Annotated in this window: 24 protein-coding genes; 9 read left to right on the top strand and 15 right to left on the bottom strand. The window is 73.6% G+C overall.

Going from position 1 to position 21,821, the window contains the following annotated elements:
* Positions 1–131 precede the first annotated feature (131 nt).
* The 5 genes from ACFV4N_RS03355 to ACFV4N_RS03335 form a co-directional block, all read right to left on the bottom strand.
* Positions 132–1,697: an AMP-binding protein gene (locus tag ACFV4N_RS03355; RefSeq protein ID WP_499670874.1), complete on the bottom strand. Its 1,566-nt coding sequence runs from the start codon at positions 1,695–1,697 to the stop codon at positions 132–134.
* A 409-nt stretch (positions 1,698–2,106) separates the two neighbouring features.
* Positions 2,107–3,000, bottom strand: coding sequence for a DUF4349 domain-containing protein (locus tag ACFV4N_RS03350; protein ID WP_499670873.1), 894 nt, complete (start codon positions 2,998–3,000; stop codon positions 2,107–2,109).
* Between the two features lie 160 nt (positions 3,001–3,160).
* Positions 3,161–3,628: a type III secretion system chaperone family protein gene (locus tag ACFV4N_RS03345; protein ID WP_499670909.1), complete on the bottom strand. Its 468-nt coding sequence runs from the start codon at positions 3,626–3,628 to the stop codon at positions 3,161–3,163.
* 56 nt (positions 3,629–3,684) lie between these two features.
* On the bottom strand, positions 3,685–4,932 hold the full coding sequence (gene mshA, locus ACFV4N_RS03340) for a D-inositol-3-phosphate glycosyltransferase (RefSeq protein WP_499670872.1): 1,248 nt from the start codon (positions 4,930–4,932) through the stop codon (positions 3,685–3,687).
* A gap of 425 nt (positions 4,933–5,357) precedes the next feature.
* Positions 5,358–6,503, bottom strand: a complete 1,146-nt coding sequence (locus ACFV4N_RS03335) for a L,D-transpeptidase (protein ID WP_499670871.1) — start codon at positions 6,501–6,503, stop codon at positions 5,358–5,360.
* Between the two features lie 124 nt (positions 6,504–6,627).
* Between ACFV4N_RS03335 and ACFV4N_RS03330 the strand changes: the two genes are divergently transcribed.
* Positions 6,628–7,359: an SDR family NAD(P)-dependent oxidoreductase gene (locus tag ACFV4N_RS03330; protein ID WP_499670870.1), complete on the top strand. Its 732-nt coding sequence runs from the start codon at positions 6,628–6,630 to the stop codon at positions 7,357–7,359.
* On the opposite strand, the gene ACFV4N_RS03325 is transcribed toward ACFV4N_RS03330, so the two are convergent.
* Positions 7,313–8,308 carry a hypothetical protein gene (locus ACFV4N_RS03325; RefSeq protein WP_499670869.1) on the bottom strand — a complete coding sequence of 332 codons (996 nt, stop codon included), beginning with the start codon at positions 8,306–8,308 and terminating at the stop codon, positions 7,313–7,315. The genes ACFV4N_RS03330 and ACFV4N_RS03325 overlap by 47 nt on opposite strands.
* A 110-nt stretch (positions 8,309–8,418) precedes the next feature.
* Complete coding sequence (locus ACFV4N_RS03320) at positions 8,419–9,528, bottom strand: UDP-N-acetylmuramate dehydrogenase (protein ID WP_499670868.1); 1,110 nt, start codon at positions 9,526–9,528, stop codon at positions 8,419–8,421.
* Between ACFV4N_RS03320 and ACFV4N_RS03315 the strand changes: the two genes are divergently transcribed.
* The 5 genes from ACFV4N_RS03315 (at position 9,527) to ACFV4N_RS03295 (ending at position 13,676) form a co-directional block, all read left to right on the top strand.
* On the top strand, positions 9,527–10,021 hold the full coding sequence (locus ACFV4N_RS03315; protein ID WP_499670867.1) for a DUF2505 domain-containing protein: 495 nt from the start codon (positions 9,527–9,529) through the stop codon (positions 10,019–10,021). The genes ACFV4N_RS03320 and ACFV4N_RS03315 overlap by 2 nt on opposite strands.
* A gap of 2 nt (positions 10,022–10,023) precedes the next feature.
* Complete coding sequence (locus ACFV4N_RS03310; RefSeq protein ID WP_499670866.1) at positions 10,024–10,827, top strand: class I SAM-dependent methyltransferase; 804 nt, start codon at positions 10,024–10,026, stop codon at positions 10,825–10,827.
* A 10-nt stretch (positions 10,828–10,837) separates the two neighbouring features.
* Positions 10,838–11,575 (top strand): maleylpyruvate isomerase family mycothiol-dependent enzyme, encoded by a 738-nt coding sequence (locus tag ACFV4N_RS03305; protein WP_499670865.1) that lies wholly within the window; start codon positions 10,838–10,840, stop codon positions 11,573–11,575.
* 12 nt (positions 11,576–11,587) lie between these two features.
* The gene (gene purU / locus ACFV4N_RS03300; RefSeq protein WP_499670864.1) at positions 11,588–12,466 is read left to right on the top strand and encodes a formyltetrahydrofolate deformylase; all 879 of its coding nucleotides are present in this window, start codon (positions 11,588–11,590) and stop codon (positions 12,464–12,466) included.
* 142 nt (positions 12,467–12,608) lie between these two features.
* Positions 12,609–13,676 carry an LOG family protein gene (locus ACFV4N_RS03295; RefSeq protein WP_499670863.1) on the top strand — a complete coding sequence of 356 codons (1,068 nt, stop codon included), beginning with the start codon at positions 12,609–12,611 and terminating at the stop codon, positions 13,674–13,676.
* On the opposite strand, the gene ACFV4N_RS03290 is transcribed toward ACFV4N_RS03295, so the two are convergent.
* Entirely contained in the window at positions 13,654–15,018 is a 1,365-nt protein-coding gene (locus ACFV4N_RS03290) for an amidase (RefSeq protein WP_499670862.1), read from the bottom strand. The two genes, ACFV4N_RS03295 and ACFV4N_RS03290, sit on opposite strands and share 23 nt — an antisense overlap.
* Positions 15,019–15,064: 46 nt before the next feature.
* Between ACFV4N_RS03290 and ACFV4N_RS03285 the strand changes: the two genes are divergently transcribed.
* Entirely contained in the window at positions 15,065–15,592 is a 528-nt protein-coding gene (locus ACFV4N_RS03285; protein WP_499670861.1) for a TetR/AcrR family transcriptional regulator, read from the top strand.
* Here the strand turns inward: ACFV4N_RS03285 and ACFV4N_RS03280 are convergent.
* On the bottom strand, positions 15,554–16,102 hold the full coding sequence (locus ACFV4N_RS03280) for a YbaK/EbsC family protein (protein WP_499670860.1): 549 nt from the start codon (positions 16,100–16,102) through the stop codon (positions 15,554–15,556). The two genes, ACFV4N_RS03285 and ACFV4N_RS03280, sit on opposite strands and share 39 nt — an antisense overlap.
* 71 nt (positions 16,103–16,173) lie before the next feature.
* Between ACFV4N_RS03280 and ACFV4N_RS03275 the strand changes: the two genes are divergently transcribed.
* Complete coding sequence (locus tag ACFV4N_RS03275) at positions 16,174–16,935, top strand: MerR family transcriptional regulator (protein WP_499670859.1); 762 nt, start codon at positions 16,174–16,176, stop codon at positions 16,933–16,935.
* 72 nt (positions 16,936–17,007) lie between these two features.
* Here ACFV4N_RS03275 and ACFV4N_RS03270 read toward each other — a convergent pair whose 3' ends face one another.
* The 5 genes from ACFV4N_RS03270 to ACFV4N_RS03250 form a co-directional block, all read right to left on the bottom strand.
* Complete coding sequence (locus ACFV4N_RS03270) at positions 17,008–17,562, bottom strand: type 1 glutamine amidotransferase domain-containing protein (protein ID WP_499670858.1); 555 nt, start codon at positions 17,560–17,562, stop codon at positions 17,008–17,010.
* Between the two features lie 9 nt (positions 17,563–17,571).
* The gene (locus tag ACFV4N_RS03265) at positions 17,572–18,234 is read right to left on the bottom strand and encodes an alpha/beta fold hydrolase (RefSeq protein WP_499670857.1); all 663 of its coding nucleotides are present in this window, start codon (positions 18,232–18,234) and stop codon (positions 17,572–17,574) included.
* Complete coding sequence (locus tag ACFV4N_RS03260) at positions 18,228–18,518, bottom strand: DUF2516 family protein (protein WP_499670908.1); 291 nt, start codon at positions 18,516–18,518, stop codon at positions 18,228–18,230. The genes ACFV4N_RS03265 and ACFV4N_RS03260 overlap by 7 nt, the downstream gene beginning before the upstream one ends.
* 130 nt (positions 18,519–18,648) lie before the next feature.
* Positions 18,649–19,323, bottom strand: a complete 675-nt coding sequence (locus tag ACFV4N_RS03255) for a hypothetical protein (RefSeq protein WP_499670856.1) — start codon at positions 19,321–19,323, stop codon at positions 18,649–18,651.
* A 5-nt stretch (positions 19,324–19,328) separates the two neighbouring features.
* Positions 19,329–19,736 carry a helix-turn-helix domain-containing protein gene (locus tag ACFV4N_RS03250; protein ID WP_499670855.1) on the bottom strand — a complete coding sequence of 136 codons (408 nt, stop codon included), beginning with the start codon at positions 19,734–19,736 and terminating at the stop codon, positions 19,329–19,331.
* A 110-nt stretch (positions 19,737–19,846) separates the two neighbouring features.
* Here ACFV4N_RS03250 and ACFV4N_RS03245 point away from each other — a divergent pair, with 110 nt between their 5' ends.
* Positions 19,847–20,968, top strand: a complete 1,122-nt coding sequence (locus ACFV4N_RS03245) for a methyltransferase domain-containing protein (protein WP_499670854.1) — start codon at positions 19,847–19,849, stop codon at positions 20,966–20,968.
* A gap of 103 nt (positions 20,969–21,071) precedes the next feature.
* Here ACFV4N_RS03245 and ACFV4N_RS03240 read toward each other — a convergent pair whose 3' ends face one another.
* Complete coding sequence (locus ACFV4N_RS03240; protein ID WP_499670853.1) at positions 21,072–21,758, bottom strand: TFIIB-type zinc ribbon-containing protein; 687 nt, start codon at positions 21,756–21,758, stop codon at positions 21,072–21,074.
* Positions 21,759–21,821 lie beyond the last annotated feature (63 nt).

Raw genomic sequence — 21,821 nt, 5'->3', positions numbered from 1 at the left:
CCGACCGGGGTTGGGTTCCAAACCCGGGGGGGGGGGTGGGGGGTGGGTGGGGGGGGGGGCGTGGGTGCTGGGGGGGGTGTTGGGGGGGGGGGGCGGGGCGGCCCCGCCGCGGCCCGGGCCCACCCCACCGGTCAGGACGCGGTCTCGCGGGCCCGCAGGTCCTTGCGCAGGATCTTGCCCGCGGCCGACTTCGGGATGGCCTCGATGAACTCCACCACCCGCACCTTCTTGTGCGGCGCGACGTGCGCGGCGACGAACTCCATCACGCCCGCGCCGTCCAGCGAGGAGCCCGCCTGGCGCACCACGAACGCCTTCGGCACCTCCTCGCCGTCCGCGTCGCGCACGCCGACGACCGCCGCGTCGGCGATCTCCGGGTGCGTCAGCAGCACGGCCTCCAGCTCGGCCGGCGGCACCTGGTAGCCCTTGTACTTGATCAGCTCCTTGACCCGGTCGACGATGGTGACCAGGCCGCCCTCGTCGATCACCGCCACGTCGCCGGTGTGCAGCCAGCCGTCCGCGTCCAGGGTCGCCGCGGTGGCCTCGGGGTTGTTCAGGTAGCCCTTCATCACGTTCGGGCCGCGGCACCACAGCTCGCCGCGCTCGCCGACCCCGACGTCCTCGCCCGTGGCCGGGTCGACCAGGCGGCACTCCATGTTCGGGATGATCACGCCGACCGTGCCGACGGAGATGTCGTCGCGGCCGTCCGGGATGGCGTGGCTGACCGGGCTCATCTCGGTCATGCCGTAGCCCTGGGAGACGCGGCAGCCCAGCCGCTTGGCGACGGTGGCCGCCAGGTCGACGTCCAGCGGCGCGGCGCCGGAGAAGATCGTGTCGAGGCCCGACAGGTCGTACTGGTCCACCAGCGGGTGCTTGGCCAGCGCCACCGCGACCGGCGGGGCGATGTAGACGCGGTTGGTCCGGTGCTCCTGGATCACCCGCAGGAACTCCGGCAGGTCGAACCGGGGCAGGGTGACCACCGTCGCGCCCACGTGCAGGCCGTTGTTCATCAGCACCTGCATGCCGTAGATGTGGAAGAACGGCAGCACGGCGAGGACCTTGGTGGCGCCCCCGACCTCCATGATCGGGTCGCACTGGACGATGTTGGCCACCAGGTTCCGGTGGGTCAGCATCACGCCCTTGGCGCGCCCGGTGGTGCCCGACGAGTACGGCAGCACGGCCACGTCCTCGGCCGGGTCGATCTCCACCGACGGCACGGGGTGGTCGTTGGCCAGCAGCTCGCCCAGGCTCGGGTAGCCCTCCGCGCCGTCGAGCAGGACCACGTCGGCCACGCCCGCCTTCTCCGCGCCCGGCGCCGCGTTGGGCAGCAGCGCGGACACCGTGAAGAGCACCTTCGCGCCCGCGTCGGCCAGCTGGTGCGCGACCTCGTCGGCGGTGTAGAGGGCGTTGATGGTGGTCGCCGTGGCGCCGGCGCGCAGGATGCCGTGGAAGACCACGGCGTAGTACGGGGTGTTCGGGCTGAGGATGCCGACCACGTCGCCCTTGCCGATGCCTCGCGCGGCGAGCGCCGCGGCCAGCCGGTCGACCGCGCCGGCGAGCTGGGCGTAGGTCAGGGACGCGCCCGAGCTGCCGTCGACCAGGGCCACCCGGTCGGCCCGGTCGCCGAGGTCGGCGAACAGCAACTCGTGGAGCGAGACGTCCGGGACCTCGACATCGGGGTACGGACTGCGGAAGACCATGCGGCTGCCTCATTCTTCCGAGGGGGCGGTGATCCCGCCATCGTGTGGTACACGCCACTCCCGGTCAAGGCAAGCCAGGGACGAGACCGGTGGTCTCACCGACACGAGCCAGCGTTACTTAACTCGGCTAAGAACACTCGAACGGAGTAGCGCCGGCCCTTGTGGTGATCACCGCACATCTGCCAAGTTGGCAGGGCCGCGCGGGTCGGCTCCCACGCACTCCGACGACTCGCCCGGCGCCAACCGCGGTTCGCTTTCCCCCCGTCGAGCCGCGGCCCGCTTGGAACACCGGGCTCCCCCCGCCCGGTTCCACCGCAGCGGGGACCAACGCGGGGCGGCTTGAGCTCGCGACTCCCCCTCTCTCCCAAGCCGCCCCGCGCTCCCGGGCGTGCAACTCTGAGTAGGTCTCCTACTTCGGAAGAGTGACCTCGGGAAGTGGGGCGGGGGGCGGGGTGATCCGGGGGAGGGAGGCCTTGCGCCGCCGCCACCAGAAGTACGCCGCGGCTCCCGGGACGCCGAGCACCAGCGCGAACGGCAGGATCGCGCCGATCACGACCAGCACCAGGCCGAGGGCGGACACCAGGGCGCGCCAGCCGCCCGCGAACGCGCCCAGGAAGTCCTCGTCGTCCGGCGCGGGCGGGGCCTGCTCGACCGGTCGCTCGCCGATGGTCACGGTCAGCGTCCCCATCGACACCTGGCCCTTGAGGGTGTCGTGCTGGCGTTGCAGCGACTCCAGCTCCGACAGGCGCTTGGTCAGCTCGGCCTCGATGTCGGTGATCTCGGAGGTGGAGCCGGCGCGCTCCAGCAGCGCGCGGACGCGGTCCACGCTCGCCCGCTGGTTGGCCAGGCGCGCTTCCACGTCCACGACCTGCTCGGTCACGTCCTCGGTGCGCACCTCCCGGCGGACGACCTCGGCGCCGTCCAGCTCCGAGATCGACTTCAGGGCGGCGTCCAGCCGCTCGCCCGGCACGCGCAGGGTGACCGAGGCCCGGCCCGGTGTGGCGTTCTCCTGCGCCGAGTAGCCGCCCTGGACGGTGACCAGGTCCTTGAGCCTGGTCAGCGTGCCGGTGACGTCGGCGGCGACCAGTTCGACCGTCGCGCTGCGGACCAGGTGCCTGGTCGCCTGCTCGGCGGTCGGCTGACCCTGGTCCGCGGCCTGCCGGTCCTCGGGCACGCCGTTGGGTTGGCCCTTCTCCACCATGCCGCCCGGGGTCTGCGCCGGGGCCTGTCCGGCGACGTCGACCGCGCCGGACGAGGAATCGCTCGACGCGCTGCACCCGGTCAGGGCGACCAGGAAAGCCACCAGGAAAGCCGCCGGGAGCGCCGCTCGGGGCGCTGCCCGGAGCCCCGCTCGGAGCGTCACCGGGGTGGCTGGAGCCACTGCGGCCTGTCTGCCCATGTCGTTCCTCCCCTTCGTCGGAGAAGGGACGGGGAACGGGGTCAGGCCAGTTGCGCCGGGACGATCACGATTCGGACACCAGGTGCTTGAACGCCTGGAGGTTCGCCAGCGACTCGCCGCGCGAGACGCGCCAGTCCCACTCGCGCTGGATCGCGCCCGCGAAGCCGATCTCCAGGAGGGTGTTGAAGTCGCCGTCGGCGGCCTCCACGACCTGTCCCAGCACCCGGTCCAGCTCGTCCGGGGTCACGGCGTGCGGGGCGATCCGGCCGACCAGGTAGATGTCGCCGGTCGTGTCGATCGTGTAGTGCACGCCGTAGAGCTTCGCGTTGCGCCGCAGGAGGAACCGGTAGACCGCCTCGTGCGCCTCGTCGGGCCTGCGGCAGACGAACGCCTCCACCACCAGCGCGTGCCTGCCCACCACCAGCCAGCAGTTGGTCTGGAGCTTCTTGGTGCCGGGGAGGGTGACGAAGTACTTGCCCGGTTCCTTGTGCTCGTAAGGCAGTTCGCGGTCGGCCAGGGTGGCCTGGATCACCTCGTCGAGGTCGGGGGTGTTGGGGGGCGGGGTGCTGGGGGGCGGGGTGTTGGGGGTCAAGCGAAAACCTCTTCTCGGAAGACTTCCCCCGCCTGCGCGTACGCCGCCAGGAGGGAGTCCGTGGTGCGGTCCCAGGAGAACCGGCGGGCGTGGCCCACCGCGTTGGCCGCCAGTTCCTCGCGCCGCCGCAGCGCGACCTCCGCGAGCGCCCGCGCCCACGCGCCCGGCTCGTGGCCGTCGACCAGCACGCCGGACACCCCGTCGCGCACGGCCACCGGCAGCCCGCCGACCGCCGCCGCCACGACCGGGGTGCCGCACGCCTGCGCCTCCAGCGCCACCAGGCCGAACGACTCGTTGTGGCTGGGCACGGCCACGATGTCGGCGGCCCGGTAGACCCGGGCCAGCGCCTCGCCGCCCTGGGGCGGGAGGAACCGCACCACGTCGGAGATCCCCAGCTCGGCGGCCAGCCGCACGAGTTCGTCGGGGGTCTTCAGGCCCGACCCGGACGGGCCGCCGACCACGAGGACCACCAGGCGGGCCCGCAGCGCCGGGTCCCGGGCGATCATCTCCGCCGCGGCGCGCAGCAGGACGTCCGGCGCCTTCAGCGGCTGGATGCGGCCGACGAACGCCAGCACGATCGCGTCCCGCGGCAGGTCGAGGGCCTTGCGCGCCCGCGCCGGGTCGTCGGGCGTGAACCGCTCAAGGTCCACGCCGGGAGGGACCACGAGGACCTTGCCCGGGTCCGCGTCGTAGAGCTCGACCAGCTCGCGGGCTTCGACGTCGGTGTTCGCCACCAGGCTGTCCGACTCGGCCACGACCTGCTCCTCGCCGATCACCCGCATCCGGGGCTCGGGGGTGTCGTCGGCGGCCAGCGCCAGGTTCTTCACCTTGGCCAGCGTGTGCGCGGTGTGCACGAGGGGCACGCCCCAGCGCTCGCGGGCTAGCCAGCCGACCTGGCCGGACAGCCAGTAGTGCGAGTGCACGACGTCGTAGTAGCCGGGCTCGTGCCGGGCCTCGGCCCGCAGGACGCCCGCGGTGAACGCGCACAGCTGGCCCGGCAGCTCCTCCTTGCCCAGGCCCTCGAACGGGCCGGCCACGACGTGCCGCACCTTCACGCCCGGCACCAGCTCGGCGACCGGTGGCAGGTCGGAGGAGGTGGCGCGGGTGAAGATCTCCACCTCGACGCCCCGCCGCGCCATCCTGGTGGCCGTCTGCACGATGTAGACGTTCATGCCGCCCGCGTCACCCGTGCCGGGCTGCTCCAGCGGGGAGGTGTGGACCGACAGCACCGCGACCCGTCTCACCGACCGACCTCCATCACGAAGTCCACCAGGTCACCGGCGGTCGGGTCGACCACCCCGTCGTCAGGCCCGTCGTCAGGGCAGATGTCTGCACGACTCGGGTCAACGCCTGGATCATCGCATCGCTTCCCGAAGCGAGCCCGTTGGTTCACGGGGTGGGAGGCGGGGTTCACGGGTGGTGGGGTTCACGGGCGGAAAAGACAAAAGCGGCGCTCGCCGCTGGGCAGGCCGCCGGGGGAAGGGCGTTTGCTCGTGGTCTCCCCGTATGGCCTGCCTGAGGCAACCACACTCGTCAAGGGGTCCGAAGGGCGTGGACCCCTTGACAAGCGCGGTTGGGCTGCGCCCAGGCCATACGGGGAGACCACGAGCTGGGCGGGGTGTGCGCTGGTGCGCAGGGGTTGGGGTGCGCAGGGGTGGGGGTGCGGCGGTTAGAGCGCGGACATTTCCTGCCACTGGGACCAGGGGATCTGCCAGTCGTACCAGTCGTACTGGGCCGGGAGGGTGGTGATCGAGTTGGTGACCTCGACCGGGTCGCCCACCAGGGCGCTGTCGTAGTAGGCCTTGGCGTCGGCTTCCAGGAGGTTGGCGCAGCCGTGGGAGGTGTTGTTCCTGCCGATGTTGGCGGCGTTGTCGTTGTTCTCGTGGATGAACTCGCCGTGGTTGGAGAAGCGGACCGCCCACTTCTTGAGCACGTTGGTGTAGCCGTACCTGGGGTTGTCGAAGCTGAACTCGGCGAACTTCTCCATGACGACGAACGTGCCGTTCGGGGTGGTCAGCTCGGGGTCGTTGTCCCGTCCGAAGGACGCCGGGTACGTGGCGACGGTCTGGCCGTCGCGTTGGACGACCAGTTGGTGCGTCGGGTTGTCGATCTTCACGACCTGGTTGCGGCCGATGGTGAAGTCGCTGGTCACGTCCGCGCGGCCGTACGCGCCGTTGCCGTAGGGGACGCCGTAGAGCTTGGCCTCGACGTGGACCCGGGTGTTGGCCGGCCAGTACTTCTCCGGGCGGTAGTGGACCTCGCGCGGGCTGAGCCAGGCCCAGCTGCCCTGGACGTCGGCGCTGTTGGTGACGGTCAGGGCCTTCTCCACGGTGGCCCGGTCGGTCACGTCGGCCTCGAACTTGACCATGATCGGGATCGCCACGCCGACGGTCTGGTCGTCGCCCGGGAACAGGGTGGCCCGCACCTGGGAGGACGGGTTCAGGGTGGTGAAGGAGCCGGTGAGGTCGACGGGCTTGCCGTCGGTGCCGGTGGCGCGGCCGGTGTAGGCGTACTTCTTGCCGAAGCCCAGGGGTTCGGTGCTCGACCACGACTTCTTGTCGTCGGCGAGCCTGCCCTCGACCGCCTCGCCCTCGGCGTTGGTCAGCGCGACCTGGTCGATCGTGCCCTCGGCCACCGTGACCTGCACGGGCGTGTTCACCGGGGCGTCGGCGGCGCCGTCGGCGGGCGCGGTGGTGAACTTGGCCACCGGCGGGTCGTCGCCGCCGATCGGCTTGGCGGTGCCCTGTTCCACGGTGGCGCCGCAGCCGGCCAGCAGCGTGAGCGCGGCCAGCAGGGCAACAAATCTCCTGTGCACAACGACCTCCTGGTCGGAAGACGTCCGACGCGGCTCCAGGTGCGGGTGACATGTCTCACACGGTCGTGTTCCCCCTGCGTGGGACTTACCCGGTCGGCGCGCGGCCCGCACCTAAGATCGCTGCGTGAACCGTCCTATCGCAGTCGTGACCGGAGCCAGCGCGGGCATCGGCGAGGCCACCGCCCGGCGGCTCGCCGCCGAGGGCTTCCACGTGGTGCTGGGCGCCCGGCGGCTTGACCTCCTCAAGGGTATCGCGGCCGACATCGGGGGCACGGCCCTCGAACTGGACGTGACGTCCCTCTCGTCGGTCGAGGCGTTCCTGGCCGCCATCCCCGAAGCGCGGGTGCTGGTCAACAACGCCGGTGGCGCCCGGGGCCTCGCCACGGTGGCCGAGGCGGACGAGGACCACTGGCGGTGGATGTGGGAGACCAACGTCCTCGGCACGCTCCGGATCACCAAGGGGCTGCTGCCGAAGCTCGTCGACTCCGGTGACGGCCACATCGTGACCGTCACCTCGATCGCCGCGTTCGAGGCCTACGACAACGGCTCCGGCTACACCTCGGCCAAGCACGCCCAGTCGGCGCTGCACCGCACCCTGCGCGGCGAGCTGTTGGGGCAGCCGGTCCGCCTGACCGAGGTCCTGCCGGGCATGGTGGAGACCGACTTCTCCGTCAACCGCTTCGACGGCGACACCGAGCGCGCCTCGGCCGTCTACCGGGGCCTCACCCCGCTCACCGCCGACGACGTGGCGGACGTGATCGCGTTCGCGGTCACCCGGCCGTCGCACGTGAACCTGGACCAGATCGTGCTCAAGCCCCGCGCCCAGGCGTCGGCGACCCGGGCGCACCGCACGTGAGCAGGTCCACGTCGAGCTGGTCCAGCACCGGTTCGATGGGGTTGGCGAAGCCCCGGCTGCCGCTGCCGCCCAGGTAGAGCCCGACGACCCGGTTGGCGTCGTCCAGGAGGACGGCGCCCGAGTCGCCGTGGTCGGCGAAGCGCGGCGCCTCGATGCGGATCTGGTCGTGCAGCGTGCGCACGCCCAGGCCCACGCCGAAGTCGAGGGTGATCGCGGCGTCCGTGGACGCCACCACGCCCTCGGTGACGCCGGTGGTGCGCCCGCGCTTGCGCACCCGCCGGCCGACCTCCGCGCCGGCGTGCCCGCGCACCGGGCCCAGCTCCGCCACCTCGGCCCGGTGGCGCGGGGTGGTGAGCATGATCGCGGCGGCGTCCACCCGGGACGACAGCGCGGCCCGCGCCAGCGCGCCGACCCGGTCGTGCACGGGGTGGCCGCCGTCCACGCGGGACGGGTGCACCATCGGGTCGCCGACCGCCCACGCGTCGTCGACGCACGCCACGTGGAACGCGGTGAGGCCCATCACCACGAACCGGCGGCGGGGCGTGACCAGCGCGCCGAGCGTGCCCGCCACCACGTAGTCGTCCGGCTCGGGCACGTCGGGCGGCACGAGCCGGATCGCCCGGCTGGGCCCGATCCCGATGCCGCCGACGAGCAGGTCGTGCCGCTCGGCGCCGCCGACGCCCTCGGGCGAGGCGATGGTGTGGTGCGGCAGGAAGGAGTCCTCCACCACGTCGGTGGGCACGCCCAGCACGTCCGGCGGGATGGTGAACTGCGCCGCGGGTCCCTTGCGGCGCACGAACACCACGATCGCCAGCTCGCCGGTCCGGCGCCCGCGCGCGGTCTTCTCCCCGAGGTCGACGCCCACCACACCGGGCCGACTCAGGAAATCGTCCTCCACCAGCCTCTTGATCGGCCTGACGGCCGCGCGCTCGTCGTCTTGGTGAGCCATGACGGCCTCCCACGGGTACCCCTACCTCCATGAAACGCGCGCAGTGAGCGTTCGTCACACGGAGTCACCCGTTCGGCCGGTCGGCTTCTCCGGTACCGGTTCAGCGCAGGTCAGCCCAAGTCGCAGCCCACGAGCACGGGCTCCGGGCGCAGCTCCACCCCGAACGCCGCCCGCACCCCGTCGCGCACCTCGCGCGCCAGGTCGAGCAGGTCCTCCGTGGACGCGCCGCCGCGGTTGGTCAGCGCCAGGGTGTGCTTGCCCGACAGGGCCACCCGGCCACCGGCGCCGCGGTACCCGCGGGTGAACCCGGCCCGCTCGATCAGCCACGCCGCCGACAGCTTCGCGTGCCCCTCGCCCGCCGGGTAGGTGGGCACCTCGACGTGCCGCCCCAGCCGCTCGGCGATGCGGATCAGCACGCCGGCCAACGTGGACTCGTCCAGCAGCGGGTTGGTGAAGAACGAGCCCGCGCTCCACGTGTCGTGGTCGGCCGGGTCCAGCACCATGCCCTTGCCGCGCCGCAGGTCCAGCACCGCCTTGCGGGCCGCGTCGGCGGGCACCCGCTCGCCCTGCGCCACGCCCAGCACGCGCGCCAGCTCGGCGTACCGGATCGGCGCGGACTGGCCGCCGGCGGTCAGCGCGAACCGCGCCCGCAGCACGACCGCCTGGTCCGTGCCCTTCAGCACGCTGGTCCGGTAGGCCAGGCCCAGGCCCTCGGCGGGCACCTGGTGCACCCGGCCCGTGCGCCGGTCCAGCAGGTCGACCGAGGTCAGCACCTGCGAGACCTCGACGCCGTACGCGCCGACGTTCTGCACCGGGGTCGCGCCGACCAGGCCGGGGATGCCGGACAGGCACTCCAGCCCGCCCAGGCCCTGCGCCACGGCCTCCGCCACCACCGAGTCCCAGTCCTCGCCCGCCTCGACGGTGAGCTGCACCAGGCCGTCGCCGAGCGGGTCGAGCCGGCGGCCGACCGTGCCGACCTGCACCACGGTGCCGTCGAACCCGGCGTCCGCGACGACGAGGTTGGACCCGCCGCCGAGCAGCAGCACCGGCTCACCGGACGCGTCCAGGTCGCGGACGGTCTCGACGAGCTCGGCGGCCGTGGTGGCGCGCGTGAACCGCGCGGCCGGGCCACCGAGCCGCAACGTGGTGCACTCGGCGAGCCACGTCCGGGCACTGGACGGCGGGGTGGTCACGGGCGTCAACGGTAGCCTCCGCGACATGGCACGCCGCATCGAGCACCGAACCACGTCCTCCCGGCCCGCGCGGGACGTGTACGCCGCGCTGGTCGACGAGGGCTTCCTGCGCGACCGACTGGCCGTCCTGGGCGGCAAGGACGCCGAGCTGGTGACGTTCACCACGACCGGTCAGACCACGACCTACCAGCTCAAGCAGGGCGTGGACGCGGCGGACCTGCCGTCGGTCGCGCGCGGCGTGCTCGGCGGGGACCTGGTCATCACGCGCACCGAGACCTGGACCGAGGCCGGCCTCACCGGGACCATCGAGGGCCTGCTGAACGGCGTGCCCGGCCGCATCGAGGGCACCATCACGCTCTCCGACACCGCGGGCGGCAGCGAGCTGCACCTCGTCGGCCAGGTCAAGGTCGGCATCCCGCTGGTGGGCGGCAAGGTCGAGGGCATGGTCGTCGAGCAGGTCGCCAAGCTGCTGGACAAGGAGACCGAGTTCACCTCGGACTGGTTGGCGCGCCGCTCCTGACGATGGCCCGCACCCCACGCCTCGCCGCCGGCCGGGCACGCGCCCTCGGCCTGCCCACGCGGGGCACGACCAACCCGAACCGCCTCCGCCGCGTCGACCGGTGGCTGGCGCACGCCCACCGCGACCTGCTGGCCGACGGCGAACCGCTGGTGGTCGACCTCGGCTACGGCTCGTCCCCGGTCACCACGGTCGAGCTGGCGACCCGCCTGCGCGCGCTCAACCCCGGCGTGCGCGTGCTCGGCCTGGAGCTGGACGCCGACCGCGTGGCCGCGGGCAAGGAGGCCGCCGACCCGCCCCGGCTGGACTTCCGGCGCGGCGGGTTCGAGCTGGCGGGCGCCCGGCCGGTGCTGCTGCGCGCGTTCAACGTGCTGCGGCAGTACACCGAGGAGCAGGCCGCGGAGGCGTGGGGCACCATGCTGTCGCGGCTGGCGCCGGGCGGCGTGCTGGTGGAGGGCACGTGCGACGAGATCGGCCGCCGGTGCTCCTGGGTGTCGCTGACCGCCGAGGGCCCGCGGACCTTCACGCTCTCGTGCCTGCCCGCCGACCTGGACGCGCCGGGCGACCTCGCCGAACGCCTGCCCAAGGCGCTGATCCACCACAACGTGCCCGGCGAGCGGGTGCACGCGCTGCTGGCCGAGCTGGACGCGTGCTGGGCGACCGCCGCGCCCTACGCCCCGTACGGGCCGCGCGCCCGGTGGGTGGAGTCGGTGCGGCTGCTGGCCGGGCGCGGGTGGCCGGTGCTGGACGACCGGAGGCGGTGGCGGCTCGGCGAGGTGACGGTGCCCTGGGACGTGGTGAGTCCCTAGGCTGTGGCGGGTGGAACACGCGGAGTTCGTGACCGAGCTGAAGTCCCAGATCGCCGCCCTGCGCGCCACCGCGGTGGCCACCGGCCCCGAGGCGCCCGTGCCGACCTGTCCCGAGTGGACGGTCAGGGACCTGGTCGCCCACCTGGCGCGCGTCCACTCGTGGGTGCTCTCGGCCCTCGACACGCCGCCCGACGGCCCCACGCCCCGCGCCCAGCCGCACCCGGAGGCGTGGGACGAGCTGCTGCCGTGGTGGGACGCCAGGGCGGGCGAGCTGGTCGGCGCGCTGGAGGGCACCCTGTCCAACACGCCCGCGTGGACGTTCTCGCCGGCCGACCGCACCTACGCGTTCTGGGCCCGCAGGCAGGCGCACGAGGCCGCCGTCCACCGGCTGGACGCCGAGCACGCGCGGCACGGTGGCGAGGTGCCGTCGCTGCTGTTCGACGTGCGGTTCGCGGCCGACGGCGTGGACGAGTACCTGACCCGGATCCTGCCGCGCCAGGCCGGCCGCACGCCGATCGAGCGCGAGGGCAGGCTGGTGCTGCACGCCGCCGACGCCGGCCGCGCCTGGGAGGTACGGCTCGTCCCGGGGCGGGCGCCGGAGGTCGGCCCGGTCCAGGACGCGGGCACCGGCGCGGACGCCACCGTGGCGGGCACCGCGGACGCGCTGTACCGGGCCGTGTGGGGCCGGCCGAGCGGCGCCGTCGTGTCCGGGGACAGGTCGTTGCCGGCCGCGTTGCCTCGACCGTAGATACTTCCCGTCGTGCCTCTGCCTGAGCGACGTTACGTGATCACCTTCGGCTGCCCCGACCGCACCGGAATCGTGGCCGGGATCTCCTCGTTCCTGGCCGAGCACGGCGGCTGGATCGTGGAGGCGGCCTACCACACCGACCAGGACACGAACTGGTTCTTCACGCGGCAGGAGGTGCGCGCGGACTCGCTGCGGTTCGACGTGGACGAGCTGCGGTCGCGGTTCGCCGAGGTGGCGCGCGAGCTGGGCGCGCACCCCGGTTCGTGGCGGGTCACCGACACCGGCGAGCGGCGGCGCGTGGTGATCCTGGTGTCCAAGGAGGGCCACTGCCTGTACGACCTGCTGGGCCGGGTGGCGTCGCGCGAGCTGGACGTGGACGTGTCGGCGGTGATCGGCAACCACGCCGACCTGGCCGGGATCACCAGGGCGCACGGCATCCCGTTCCACCACGTGCCGTTCCCGGTGAACGACCCGGAGGGCAAGCAGGCGGCGTTCGCCCAGCTGCGGCAGCTCGTGGACGCGCACGAACCGCACGCGGTCGTGCTGGCGCGGTTCATGCAGATCCTGCCCACCGAGCTGTGCGCGGACTGGGCCGGGCGGGCGCTGAACATCCACCACAGCTTCCTGCCGTCCTTCATCGGCGCCCGCCCCTACCACCAGGCGCACGGCCGCGGCGTCAAGCTGGTTGGCGCGACCTGCCACTACGTCACCGCCGACCTGGACCAGGGGCCGATCGTCGAGCAGGACGTGATCCGCGTGGACCACACCGACTCGATCCCCGACATGGTCCGCAAGGGCCGCGACATCGAGAAGGTCGTCCTGGCCCGCGGCCTCCGCTGGCACCTGGAGGACCGCGTCCTGGTCCACGGCAACCGCACCGTCATCTTCTGACCGCGTGTCCTCCACTCCGACATCGCGTGTCCTCCACCCGGACACCGCGAGTCGTACGTCCAGGACCACCGTGTCGTACGTCCAGGACCCCCGAGTTCCCCATTCGGGCCACGCGCGGGGACCCAGGACGTAGGCTGCGCCGGTGCGCACGGAGTTCACCGACCTCGACGCGGTCCGCGCGGCCGACGACCTGAGGGACGCCGTCGTCGTCGGGCTCGACCTGGGCGCCGAGGAGCTGCGCGTGCCGATGGACGGCGCGCTGTTCCTCGGCTGCGCGCTCTCCCCCGCGGCCCAGCGCCGGGCGGCGGCGGCCGGGGCGCTCGTGTTCCCCGCGATCCCCGACCTGCCCTACGACGTGTACCGGTCGCGCCTCTACACGCCCGCCGAGCTGTTCGCCGGGTTCGACCCGGCCGACCCCGCGTCCTACGCCGACACCCCCGACGCCGTCATCTACCGGCACACCCGCGCGCAGGGCCACAACCCGGACCCGCTGCACGCCCTCGCCGAGCGCCTGCACGACCACGCCATCACCTCCGCCCTGGGCGACGCCCTGACCGGCGCCCCGGTCGCCGTCATGGGCGGGCACGCGCTGGGTCGCGGCACCCCCGGCTACCGGCGCGCGGTCGAGCTGGGCGCGGCCCTCGGCGAAGCCGGGTTCACCGTGCTGACCGGCGGCGGGCCGGGCGTGATGGAGGCCGTGCCGCTGGGCGTGCGCGCCGGCGTGGACGAGGCGGTGCTCCGGGACCTGGCCAGGGCGCCGGCGTTCGGCCACGACGCCGAGTCGATCGGCCGCTGGATCGCCGCCTGCCCCACCGACCTGCCGACGTCGGAACGGCCGCGCACCATCGGCATCCCGACCTGGTTCTACGGCCACGAGCCGCCGAACCCGGCCTGCGAGCTGCACGCCAAGTACTTCGCCAACTCGGTCCGCGAGGACGGCCTGCTCACCATCGCCACCGGCGGCATCATCTACACGCCGGGCAGCGCGGGCACCGTGCAGGAGGTCTTCCAGGACTACTGCCAGAACCACTACGGCTCGGTCGGCCCGGCCGCGCCGATGGTGTTCCTGGGCAAGGACTTCTGGGTCACCGAGGTGCCCGCCGCGCCGCTGGTGCAGCAGCTGGCCCGGGGCCGCGAGGCCGAGCGATGGATCCTGGTCACCGACGACGTGGCCGAGGCCGTGGAGTTCATGCGGGAGTACGCGGCGTGAGCACCCGCTCGACCACCTCCGCCGCGTCCAGGCACGTGTCCTCGCGGTAGGCGCGGCCGATCAGCTGCACGCCGACCGGCACGCCGCCCGCCACCCCGGTCGGCACGGCCACGGCGGGCAGCCCCGCGAAGCTGGTCGCGGTGCACAGCCGCAGGGCCCGGCTCACCAGGTCGTGCCCCTCGGGGGTGCGCTCGGCGCCGGGCGCGAACGGCGGTTCGGTGAACACCGGCGCGAGCACCAGCGGGTGCCCGGCCAGGAACTCCGCCCACGCCCGCCGCACGCCCAGGTGCACGCCGGTGAGCCGCAGGTACTCGGGGAGGTCCACGGGCGCGGTCTTGGCCATGGACAGCTCGAGGTACCGGTGCCCCTCCGCGCCGAGGAGGGTCCGCACCACGGGCCAGCTCGGCGTGAACTCGGTCATCAGCATGTGCCCGTACGCGTGCAGTGCGTCGTCCAGCCGGGGCACGTCGGCCTCGACGACCTCGTAGCCGGCGTCGGCCAGCGCGCCGGCCGCGTCCTCGACGGCCCGCCGCACGTCGGGGTGCACGCCCCGCCCGCCGGGGTCGGCCACCACCGCGACCCGCCGCGGCACGGGTTCGCCGGTCGGCGGCACCGGCACGGCGCGCGGGTCGCGCGGGTCCGCGCCCGCCAGCGCGTGGAACGCCAGGCGCAGGTCGCCGGCCGTGCGGGCGAGCGGGCCGTCCACCGCGAACAGCTGCGCGCCCAGCGGCGGGTCGTCGGGGCCGAGCCGGTGGTCGGCGGGGAACCGGCCGGTGGTCGGCTTCAGCCCGGCCACGCCGCAGAACGACGCGGGGAGGCGCACCGAGCCGCCGGAGTCGTTGCCCAGGCCGAGGGCCGCCATGCCGGTGGCCACCGCGACCGCGTCACCGCCGCTGCTGCCGCCGGGCGTGACGGCCGGGTCCCAGGGGTTGGCGGTGTCGCCGAACAGCTCGCTGCGGGTGTGCACGCCGGCGAGGGTGAGCGTCGGCATGTTGGTGTGCCCGACGGGGATCGCGCCGGCGGCCCGCAGCCGCGCGACGGGCGGCGCGTCGGCGGGCGCGGTGGAGTTCGCGAAGCGCACCGCGCCGTGCGTGGTCGGCACGCCGCCGAGCGCGATGTTCTCCTTGACCGTGAACGGCACGCCCGCCAGCGGCCCCTTCACGGGGTTCCGGTCGACCTCGGCGGCGTCGGCGAGCGCGCGGTCGGCGGTGAGCCTGGTGATGGCGTTGACCACCGGGTTGACCTCGGCGATCCGGTCGAGGTGGGCGCGCACCAGCTCCACCGCCGTGACCCGGCCGTCCCGCACCGCCGCGGCCTGTGCCGCCGCCGTCAGCCCCCACACCTCGCACCCCCGGTTTCGATACGCTTGTATCGGATACTATCCGCGGGTGCTCAGGCAGGTCGACCGGGATTCGCGGCGGGGCAGGATCACCGACGCGGTGTTCCTGCTCGCCGACGAGCGCGGCCTGGAGGGCGTGACGCTGCGGGACGTGGCGGCGCGCGCGGGCGTGTCGCTGGGCGCGGTGCAGCGGTGCTTCGGCACCAAGGAGGAGATGCTCAAGTTCGCGCTCGACGAGGTCGGCAGGCGCGTCCTGGCCCGCGCGGGCGGCACGGCGGACGAGGCGGCGCGCGCCGTCGCCCTGCCCGGTCGCGCCGAGGCGCGGGTGTGGCTGGCGTTCGTCGCGCAGGCCGCGGTGAACCCGGACCTCGCGCCCGCGCTGCGCGCGAGCTACGCCGACCTGGAGGGCATGTTCGAGCGCCTGCTCGGCGACCGCGTGCGGGCCCGCGCGCTGGTCGCGCTGGCCGACGGCCTCACCACGCACGTGCTCATCGGGCACCTCACGCCCGAGCAGGCGCGCGAGGTGCTCGACCGGTGCCTAGCGGGCCAGGCCCTCGACCACCTCGGCGCCGGGTAGCTTCGCCAGCACCTCGCCGGGCACCAGCAGCTTGCTGCCCCGCACCCCGCTGCCGATCACCAGCTCCGGCGCGGCCGCGACCTCGGGCGACAGCAGCACCGGCCAGTCCGCGGGCAGCCCCACGGGCGTGATGCCGCCGTACTCCATGCCGGACAGCGACACCGCGTCGTCCATCGGCGCGAACGACGCCTTGCGCGCGTCCAACCGCCGCCGCACGACCCCGTTCACGTCCGCCCGCGTGGTCGCGAGCACCACGCACGCCGCGTACCGCACGGTGTCGCCGCGCTTGCCCGCGACGACCACGCAGTTCGCCGACGCCTCCAGCGGCGAGCCGTAGTGCGCGCAGAACTCGGCGGTGTCCGCCAGCGACGGGTCGATCTCGGCGACCGCGAGCCGCGAGCCGTCGGCCAGCGACCGCAGCGCCGCGGCGACCGGATCGGCGACCAGGTCCAGCCGGTCGAGCACGGGCACGGGTGTCAGGCTGCCTGCGATGGTCCACACGCCGCCCATCCTGCCAAACGCCGCTTGACCTTGACGTTGCGTCAACACCTACCGTCGTCGGTGCAGGAGGGAGGACGGTCATGGCCTGGTCGATCGCGCAGGTGGCGCGGATGTCGAAGGTGACTTCGCGGACGTTGCGGCACTACGACGCGATCGGCCTGCTGGAGCCCGCGTGGGTCGGTGGCAACGGCTACCGCTACTACGAGCGCGAACAGCTGCTCAGGCTCCAGCAGATCCTGCTGCTGCGCGACCTCGGGCTCGGTCTCGACACCGTGGCCGAGGTCCTGGACGGGCGGCACAGCACGGTCGACGTGCTGCGCAACCACGCGCGGTGGCTGTCGGCCGAGCAGGAGCGGCTGGCGAGGCTGGCCGAGACCGTCGCCAAGACCATCGAGGAACTGGAAGGGGGTTACCGCATGAAGATGGAGGAGCTGTTCGACGGCTTCGACGCCGACCGCCAGGCCCGCTACGAGGCGGAACTGGTGGAGCGCTACGGCGAGGGCGTCCAGGAGCACATCGACGAGGGCAAGCGCCGGGTGCGGGACTGGACGAAGGCCGACGCCGACGCGTTCACGGCGGAGTGGAAGGCGATCACCGGGGCCTTCGCCGCCCTGTTCGACGCCGGGGTGGCGCCGGACGCGCCGGAGGCGCTGGAGGTGACGGACCGGCACCACACCTGGCTGTGCCGGAGCTGGACGCCGAACCGCGAGTCGTACACGGGGCTGGGTCAGCTGTACGCCGACGCGCCGGACTTCAAGGTGCAGTTCGACGCGCACGCCGAGGGTCTCGCCGAGTACGTCCGCGACGCCATGGCCGCCTACGCCCAGGCTCGGCTGGGCTGAGCCGGCCTGCCCCCGGCAGGTCGGCGTGACCGGGCCGACGGGGAGCTGCAGATCCCCGTCGACCGGGCCGGGTCACACGTCGTGCAGCCCGAACGCCTTCAGGGCCTCCCGGTTGAACGCGGGCAGGTCGTCGGGGTTGCGGCTGGTGACCAGCGTCCACCCGTTCATGCCGCAGACCCGCACCTCCTCGTCCGCCCAGTCGCCGCCCGCGTTGCGGATGTCGGTGGCCAGGCTCGGGAACGAGGTCAGCATCTTGCCGCGCACCACGTCCGCCTCCACCAGCAGCCACGGCCCGTGGCAGATCGAGGCGACCGGCTTGCCCGCGGCCACGTGCTGCTTGACGAAGCGCACCGCGTCGCGGTCCATCCGCAGGAAATCCGCGTTGGCGACGCCACCCGGGATGACGATGCCGTCGTAGTCGTTGGGGTCGGCGTGCGCGTACGGCACGTCCACGTCGAACTCGTCGGCGGGCGTCAGGTGGTGGAACCCGCGCACCCTCCCCAGCTTCGGCGCGAGCAGCCTGGGCACCGCACCGGCCTTCTCCACGTGCTGCCAGGGATCGGTCAGCTCGACCTGCTCGATGCCCTCCGTGTCGACCAGGAACGCGATCTTCTTCTGTTCGGCCATGCACTTCGGCTACCCGTGCAGGAAGTCGACCAACCACCCGCGCACGTCACCCCGGTGGGTCAACCACGAGGGCACCAGCTCCAGCCTGCCGTTCGGGAACGCGGCGGCCACCTGCTTGGCCACGTCCTCCGGGTGCAGCGGGTCGCGCGTCGCGCCGACCACCAGCACCGGGGCGGTGACCAGCGCCAACGCCGCCCGGTCCGGCACCGCGACCTGGCCGGGCAGCGCGTCCAGGGCGTCGTCCAGGCGGGCGAACGCGGCCCGCCGCTGCGCCTGGTAGTCCGGTGGCCCGCCGACGGCGGCGATGGCCTCCTCGCGCGGCAGCGCCGGCCGCGGCTCGTCCAGCACGGCGGGGAGCAGCAGGACCACGCGCTCGAACGCGTCGGGTTCCGCGGCCAGCAGCGACAGCAGGGCGCCGGCCGTCAGGGACACGCCGATCGCGCGGGTCGCACCGGTCTCGCGGGCCGCTCCGCGCAGGTCGGCGGCTATGCGCCGGTAGTCCCAGTAGCCCTCGGGCGCGTCCGGGGCGTCCCCGTGCGAGGGCAGGGTGACCACGACCTTCGTGCCCGGCAGGCCGGACGTGGGCAGGCGCGCCTCACCGGGCGTCGCGCCGAGGCCGTGGCCGACGAGGGTGACCGGGTCGCCGGAGCCGAAGCTCCGGTGCGTCACCACCGGGGGCCGCGCTGGACCTCGATCAGCCGCGGGCGCACGTCCACGACGTAGACGGTCACCGCGACGAGCCCGGCGAGCCAGAACATGGCGCCCGCCGAGAACGGGCTGAACAGCAGCAGCGCGAACGTGCCACCGCCGGTGATGCCGAGCCACGCGGGCTTCGTCATGCGATCCGCGGCCTGGTAGGCGTCGGCGCGCTGCGAGAGTGCGTGCGCGAACGCGAACACACCCATGCCCAGCGCGGCGTAGTAAGCCACGAACATGACCCAGAGGTCCAGGTACAACGGGCTGAGGTCCGGGATCGGGAAGAACACAGCACCAGACTACGTGCGTCGCGCGTGCGCGGTACAGCCGAAACGGGGCGTCCCGGTGGAACGCCCCGTCACGACGACGTCACTTCCCGCTACCGCGCCCCTACTCGGCGGCGTCGGTCGCGCCGGTCGAGCCGGTCGACTTGGGCGCCGCGGTGCTGCCGCGGCCCGTGCCGGTCTTGCCGGTCTTGCGCGTGGTGGTGCGGTCGGTGGCCTTGCGGGTGGTGGCGCGCACCTCGTGGGCGACCTCGCCGCCCGCCTCCACGAGCGTCTCGGCCAGCTTCTCGGCGGCCTCCTCGACGTCGCTCGCGGCCTTCTCGCCGGCCGCGCGGGTGCGGCGGTTGACCTTGCCGAGCACGTCGTCGGCCAGGTCGCGGGCGTCCGAGGCGGCGGTGCCGGTGCGCTTCTGCGCGGTCTCCACGGCCTCCTCGACCTGGGTGAGGGCCTTCTGGAGCTGCGGCTGGGTCTTCAGCTTCTCCAGCGCCTCCTCGCCGTGCTGGGCGAGGAACTGGTACAGGTTCAGCGCCGACTGCGTGTAGGCGTCGACGACCTTGCGCAGCTCGGCCGGGTCGAACTTGTCCTTCAACCCGGTGAAGTCGGTCGACTCGGCCGCCTGCTTGGCCGTCTCGGCGCGCTCGCGGGCCTTGTTCAGCGCCTCGACGACGGCCTTGGCGGCCAGGTCGCCGGCGCCCAGGGCGGCGAGCAGCGGGGTCCGGGCGGCGGCGACGGCCTGCTCGCCCGCCTTGCGCAGCTCCTCGGTGGTGGGCAGGTTCGGCATGGCGATCACTCCTGGGACTGGTTCGGGACGGCGGGCGGGGCCTGGTGGTCGGCCGTCGCGTTCTCCCGCCGGAAGGACTCGTAGACGTCGAGCAGCACCTGCTTCTGCCGCTCGGTGAGGTCGGGGGCCGTGACGATGGCGTCGGCGAGCGCGCCGCCCTCGCGCTGCTCCAGGATCCCGGCCTCGACGTACAGCGCCTCGGCCGAGATCCGCAGGCCCTTCGCGATCTGCTGGAGGATCTCCGCGCTCGGCTTGCGCAGGCCCCGCTCGATCTGGCTCAGGTACGGGTTGGAGACGCCGGCCAGCTTCGCCAGCTGCCGCAACGAGATCTTCGCGGTGTTGCGCTGCTGGCGGATGTACTCACCGATGTCGCGGCCGAGGTCGGCCACCGCCTTGTCGATGGGCTTGTCCAAATAACGGCACCTCCTCGATCCGCTTTCGACGGTACGCGCGAGTGCTAGCAACTGCAAGCGGACTGCTAGCAACCCCGACGTGGGCTCGCCCACAGCGCTACGGTGGGGGTGTGGACCTTGCGGCGAAGCTGCGCGACGAGCTGGTCGACTCGCTCACGGCCTCCGGCGTGCTGCGCGACCCGCGCTGGATCGAGGCGTTTCGCCAGGTCCCGAGGCACGTGTTCCTGCCGGGGTTCTTCGTGCAGCGGCCGGACGGCACCTGGGCGGCGGTGACCGCCGACCACCCCGACCACCTCTCCCTGGTCTACCGGAACCAGGTGTGCGTGACCCAGCTGAACGGGAACGACGACGCCTGGGAGCAAGCACTCGCCGGGCAGCCCGCGACCGGGATACCCACCAGTTCGTCCAGCATGCCCGCGATCATGGCGATCATGCTGGAGGCGCTGGACGTCGCGCCCGGCTCGAGGGTGCTGGAGATCGGGGCGGGCACCGGCTACAACGCCGCGCTGCTCACCCACGTGCTGGGCGCGGAGAACGTCACCTCGATCGACGTGGACCCGGCCGTGCTGGCGCGGGCCTCCGCCCACCTGGCCGCCGCCGGCTTCCACCCCGCGTGCGTCCTGGGCGACGGCGAGCGGGGCCACCCGCCCCGGGCGCCCTACGACCGGGTCCTGGGCACCTGCGCGGTGTCCCGCGTCCCGGCGGCGTGGCTGACCCAGACGTCACCCGGGGGCGTGATCGTGACCACGCTCAACCGGGCGATCGGCGCGGGCCTGGTCCGCCTGACCGTGCGCGACGGCGTGGCCACCGGCCCGGTCATGGCCGAGGACGGTCGCTTCATGCCGTTGCGCGCGCACTACGCCGCGTGGGCGGAGGACGCGCTGGCCGACGCCCTGACCGCCGAGCCGACCACCGCGCGCGGCACCCTCCTGACCCCGGAGGTGGTGCTGGACCCGGCGCGCGGCTTCGAGTTCTTCGCGGGCTTGGCGCTGCCCTGCGTCGTCGCGGCGGGCGACCCGCCGCGCCTGGTCCACCCGGACGGCTCCTGGGTCCGGCACCAGGGCGCCTCGGTGGCCCAGGGCGGCCCGCGCCGCCTCTGGGACGACGCCGAGGCCGCCTACGCGCAGTGGCGCGCCCTGGGCAGACCCCGCCGCCACCACTTCACCTTCACCGCCACCCCCACCACCCAGCACTTCACCCTCTCCAGGACCTCCCGAACCTGGCCCCTCTGACCGCGTGTCCTCCACTCGGACACCACGTGTCCTCCACTCCGGCACCGCGAGTCATGCGTCCAGACCCCGCGAGTCATGCGCTCGGCACCGGTGGAACCCGCGCTCAGTCGAACAGCTCCTCCAGGAAGCTGCGCCGGCGGTGGTGGCCGTGGTACGGGTCGTAGTAGCCGGGGTGGGCCGGCGGTGGAGGGGGCGTTCCCGGTGGCGGCTGGTACGGCGGTGGCGGACCCGAGGGCGTGCCGGGAGGCGGCTGGTAGGGCGGTGGCGGCTGGTAGGCGGGCGGCGGGCCGGCGGGCTGGGTGACGGCAGGCGGGGCGGCGGGAGGTGGGGTGGCGGCAGGCTGCTCGGCGGATGGCTGCTCGACGACGGGCTGGTCAGTGGCGGGGTGATCGGCGGCAGGGTGATCGGCGGGCTGCTGGTCGGCGGGCTGCTGGTCGGCGGGCTGCTGGTCGACGGGCGGTTGGCCGTCGGCGGGCTGCTGGTCGACGGCGTCGTCCGGCGCGGCGGGCAGTGCCCGTGTCGCCTGGTCCCCGCCCTGCCCGGGGTGCGGCGGGGCGACCGACTCCGTGACCGGCGGAACGACCGGCGCCCCCACCGGCTGGACGACCGGCACCCCCACCGGCCCGCCCTCCGGCCGGTAAGGCGGCGCGTAGTGGGCGCGCTCGGCGGCGATGATCTGTTCCAGCTCACCGCCGTCGAGGAAGACGCCGTGGCAGTTCTCGCACTGCTCGATGTGCACGGAGCCGCGAGTGATGGTCCGCATCAGGTCCTGGCACTTCGGACAGATCACGTACCCGAGGGTACGCACGCCACACGGGTGACCGCCCCAGCACCTTAAGTGACCCTTAAGCGA

Origin of the sequence: Actinosynnema sp. NPDC059797 (genome assembly GCF_042732085.1) — a bacterium.
GTDB lineage: Bacteria > Actinomycetota > Actinomycetes > Mycobacteriales > Pseudonocardiaceae > Actinosynnema.
The sequence above is the reverse complement of the archived record's forward strand: the minus strand, read 5'-3'. Positions and strand labels throughout refer to the sequence as shown.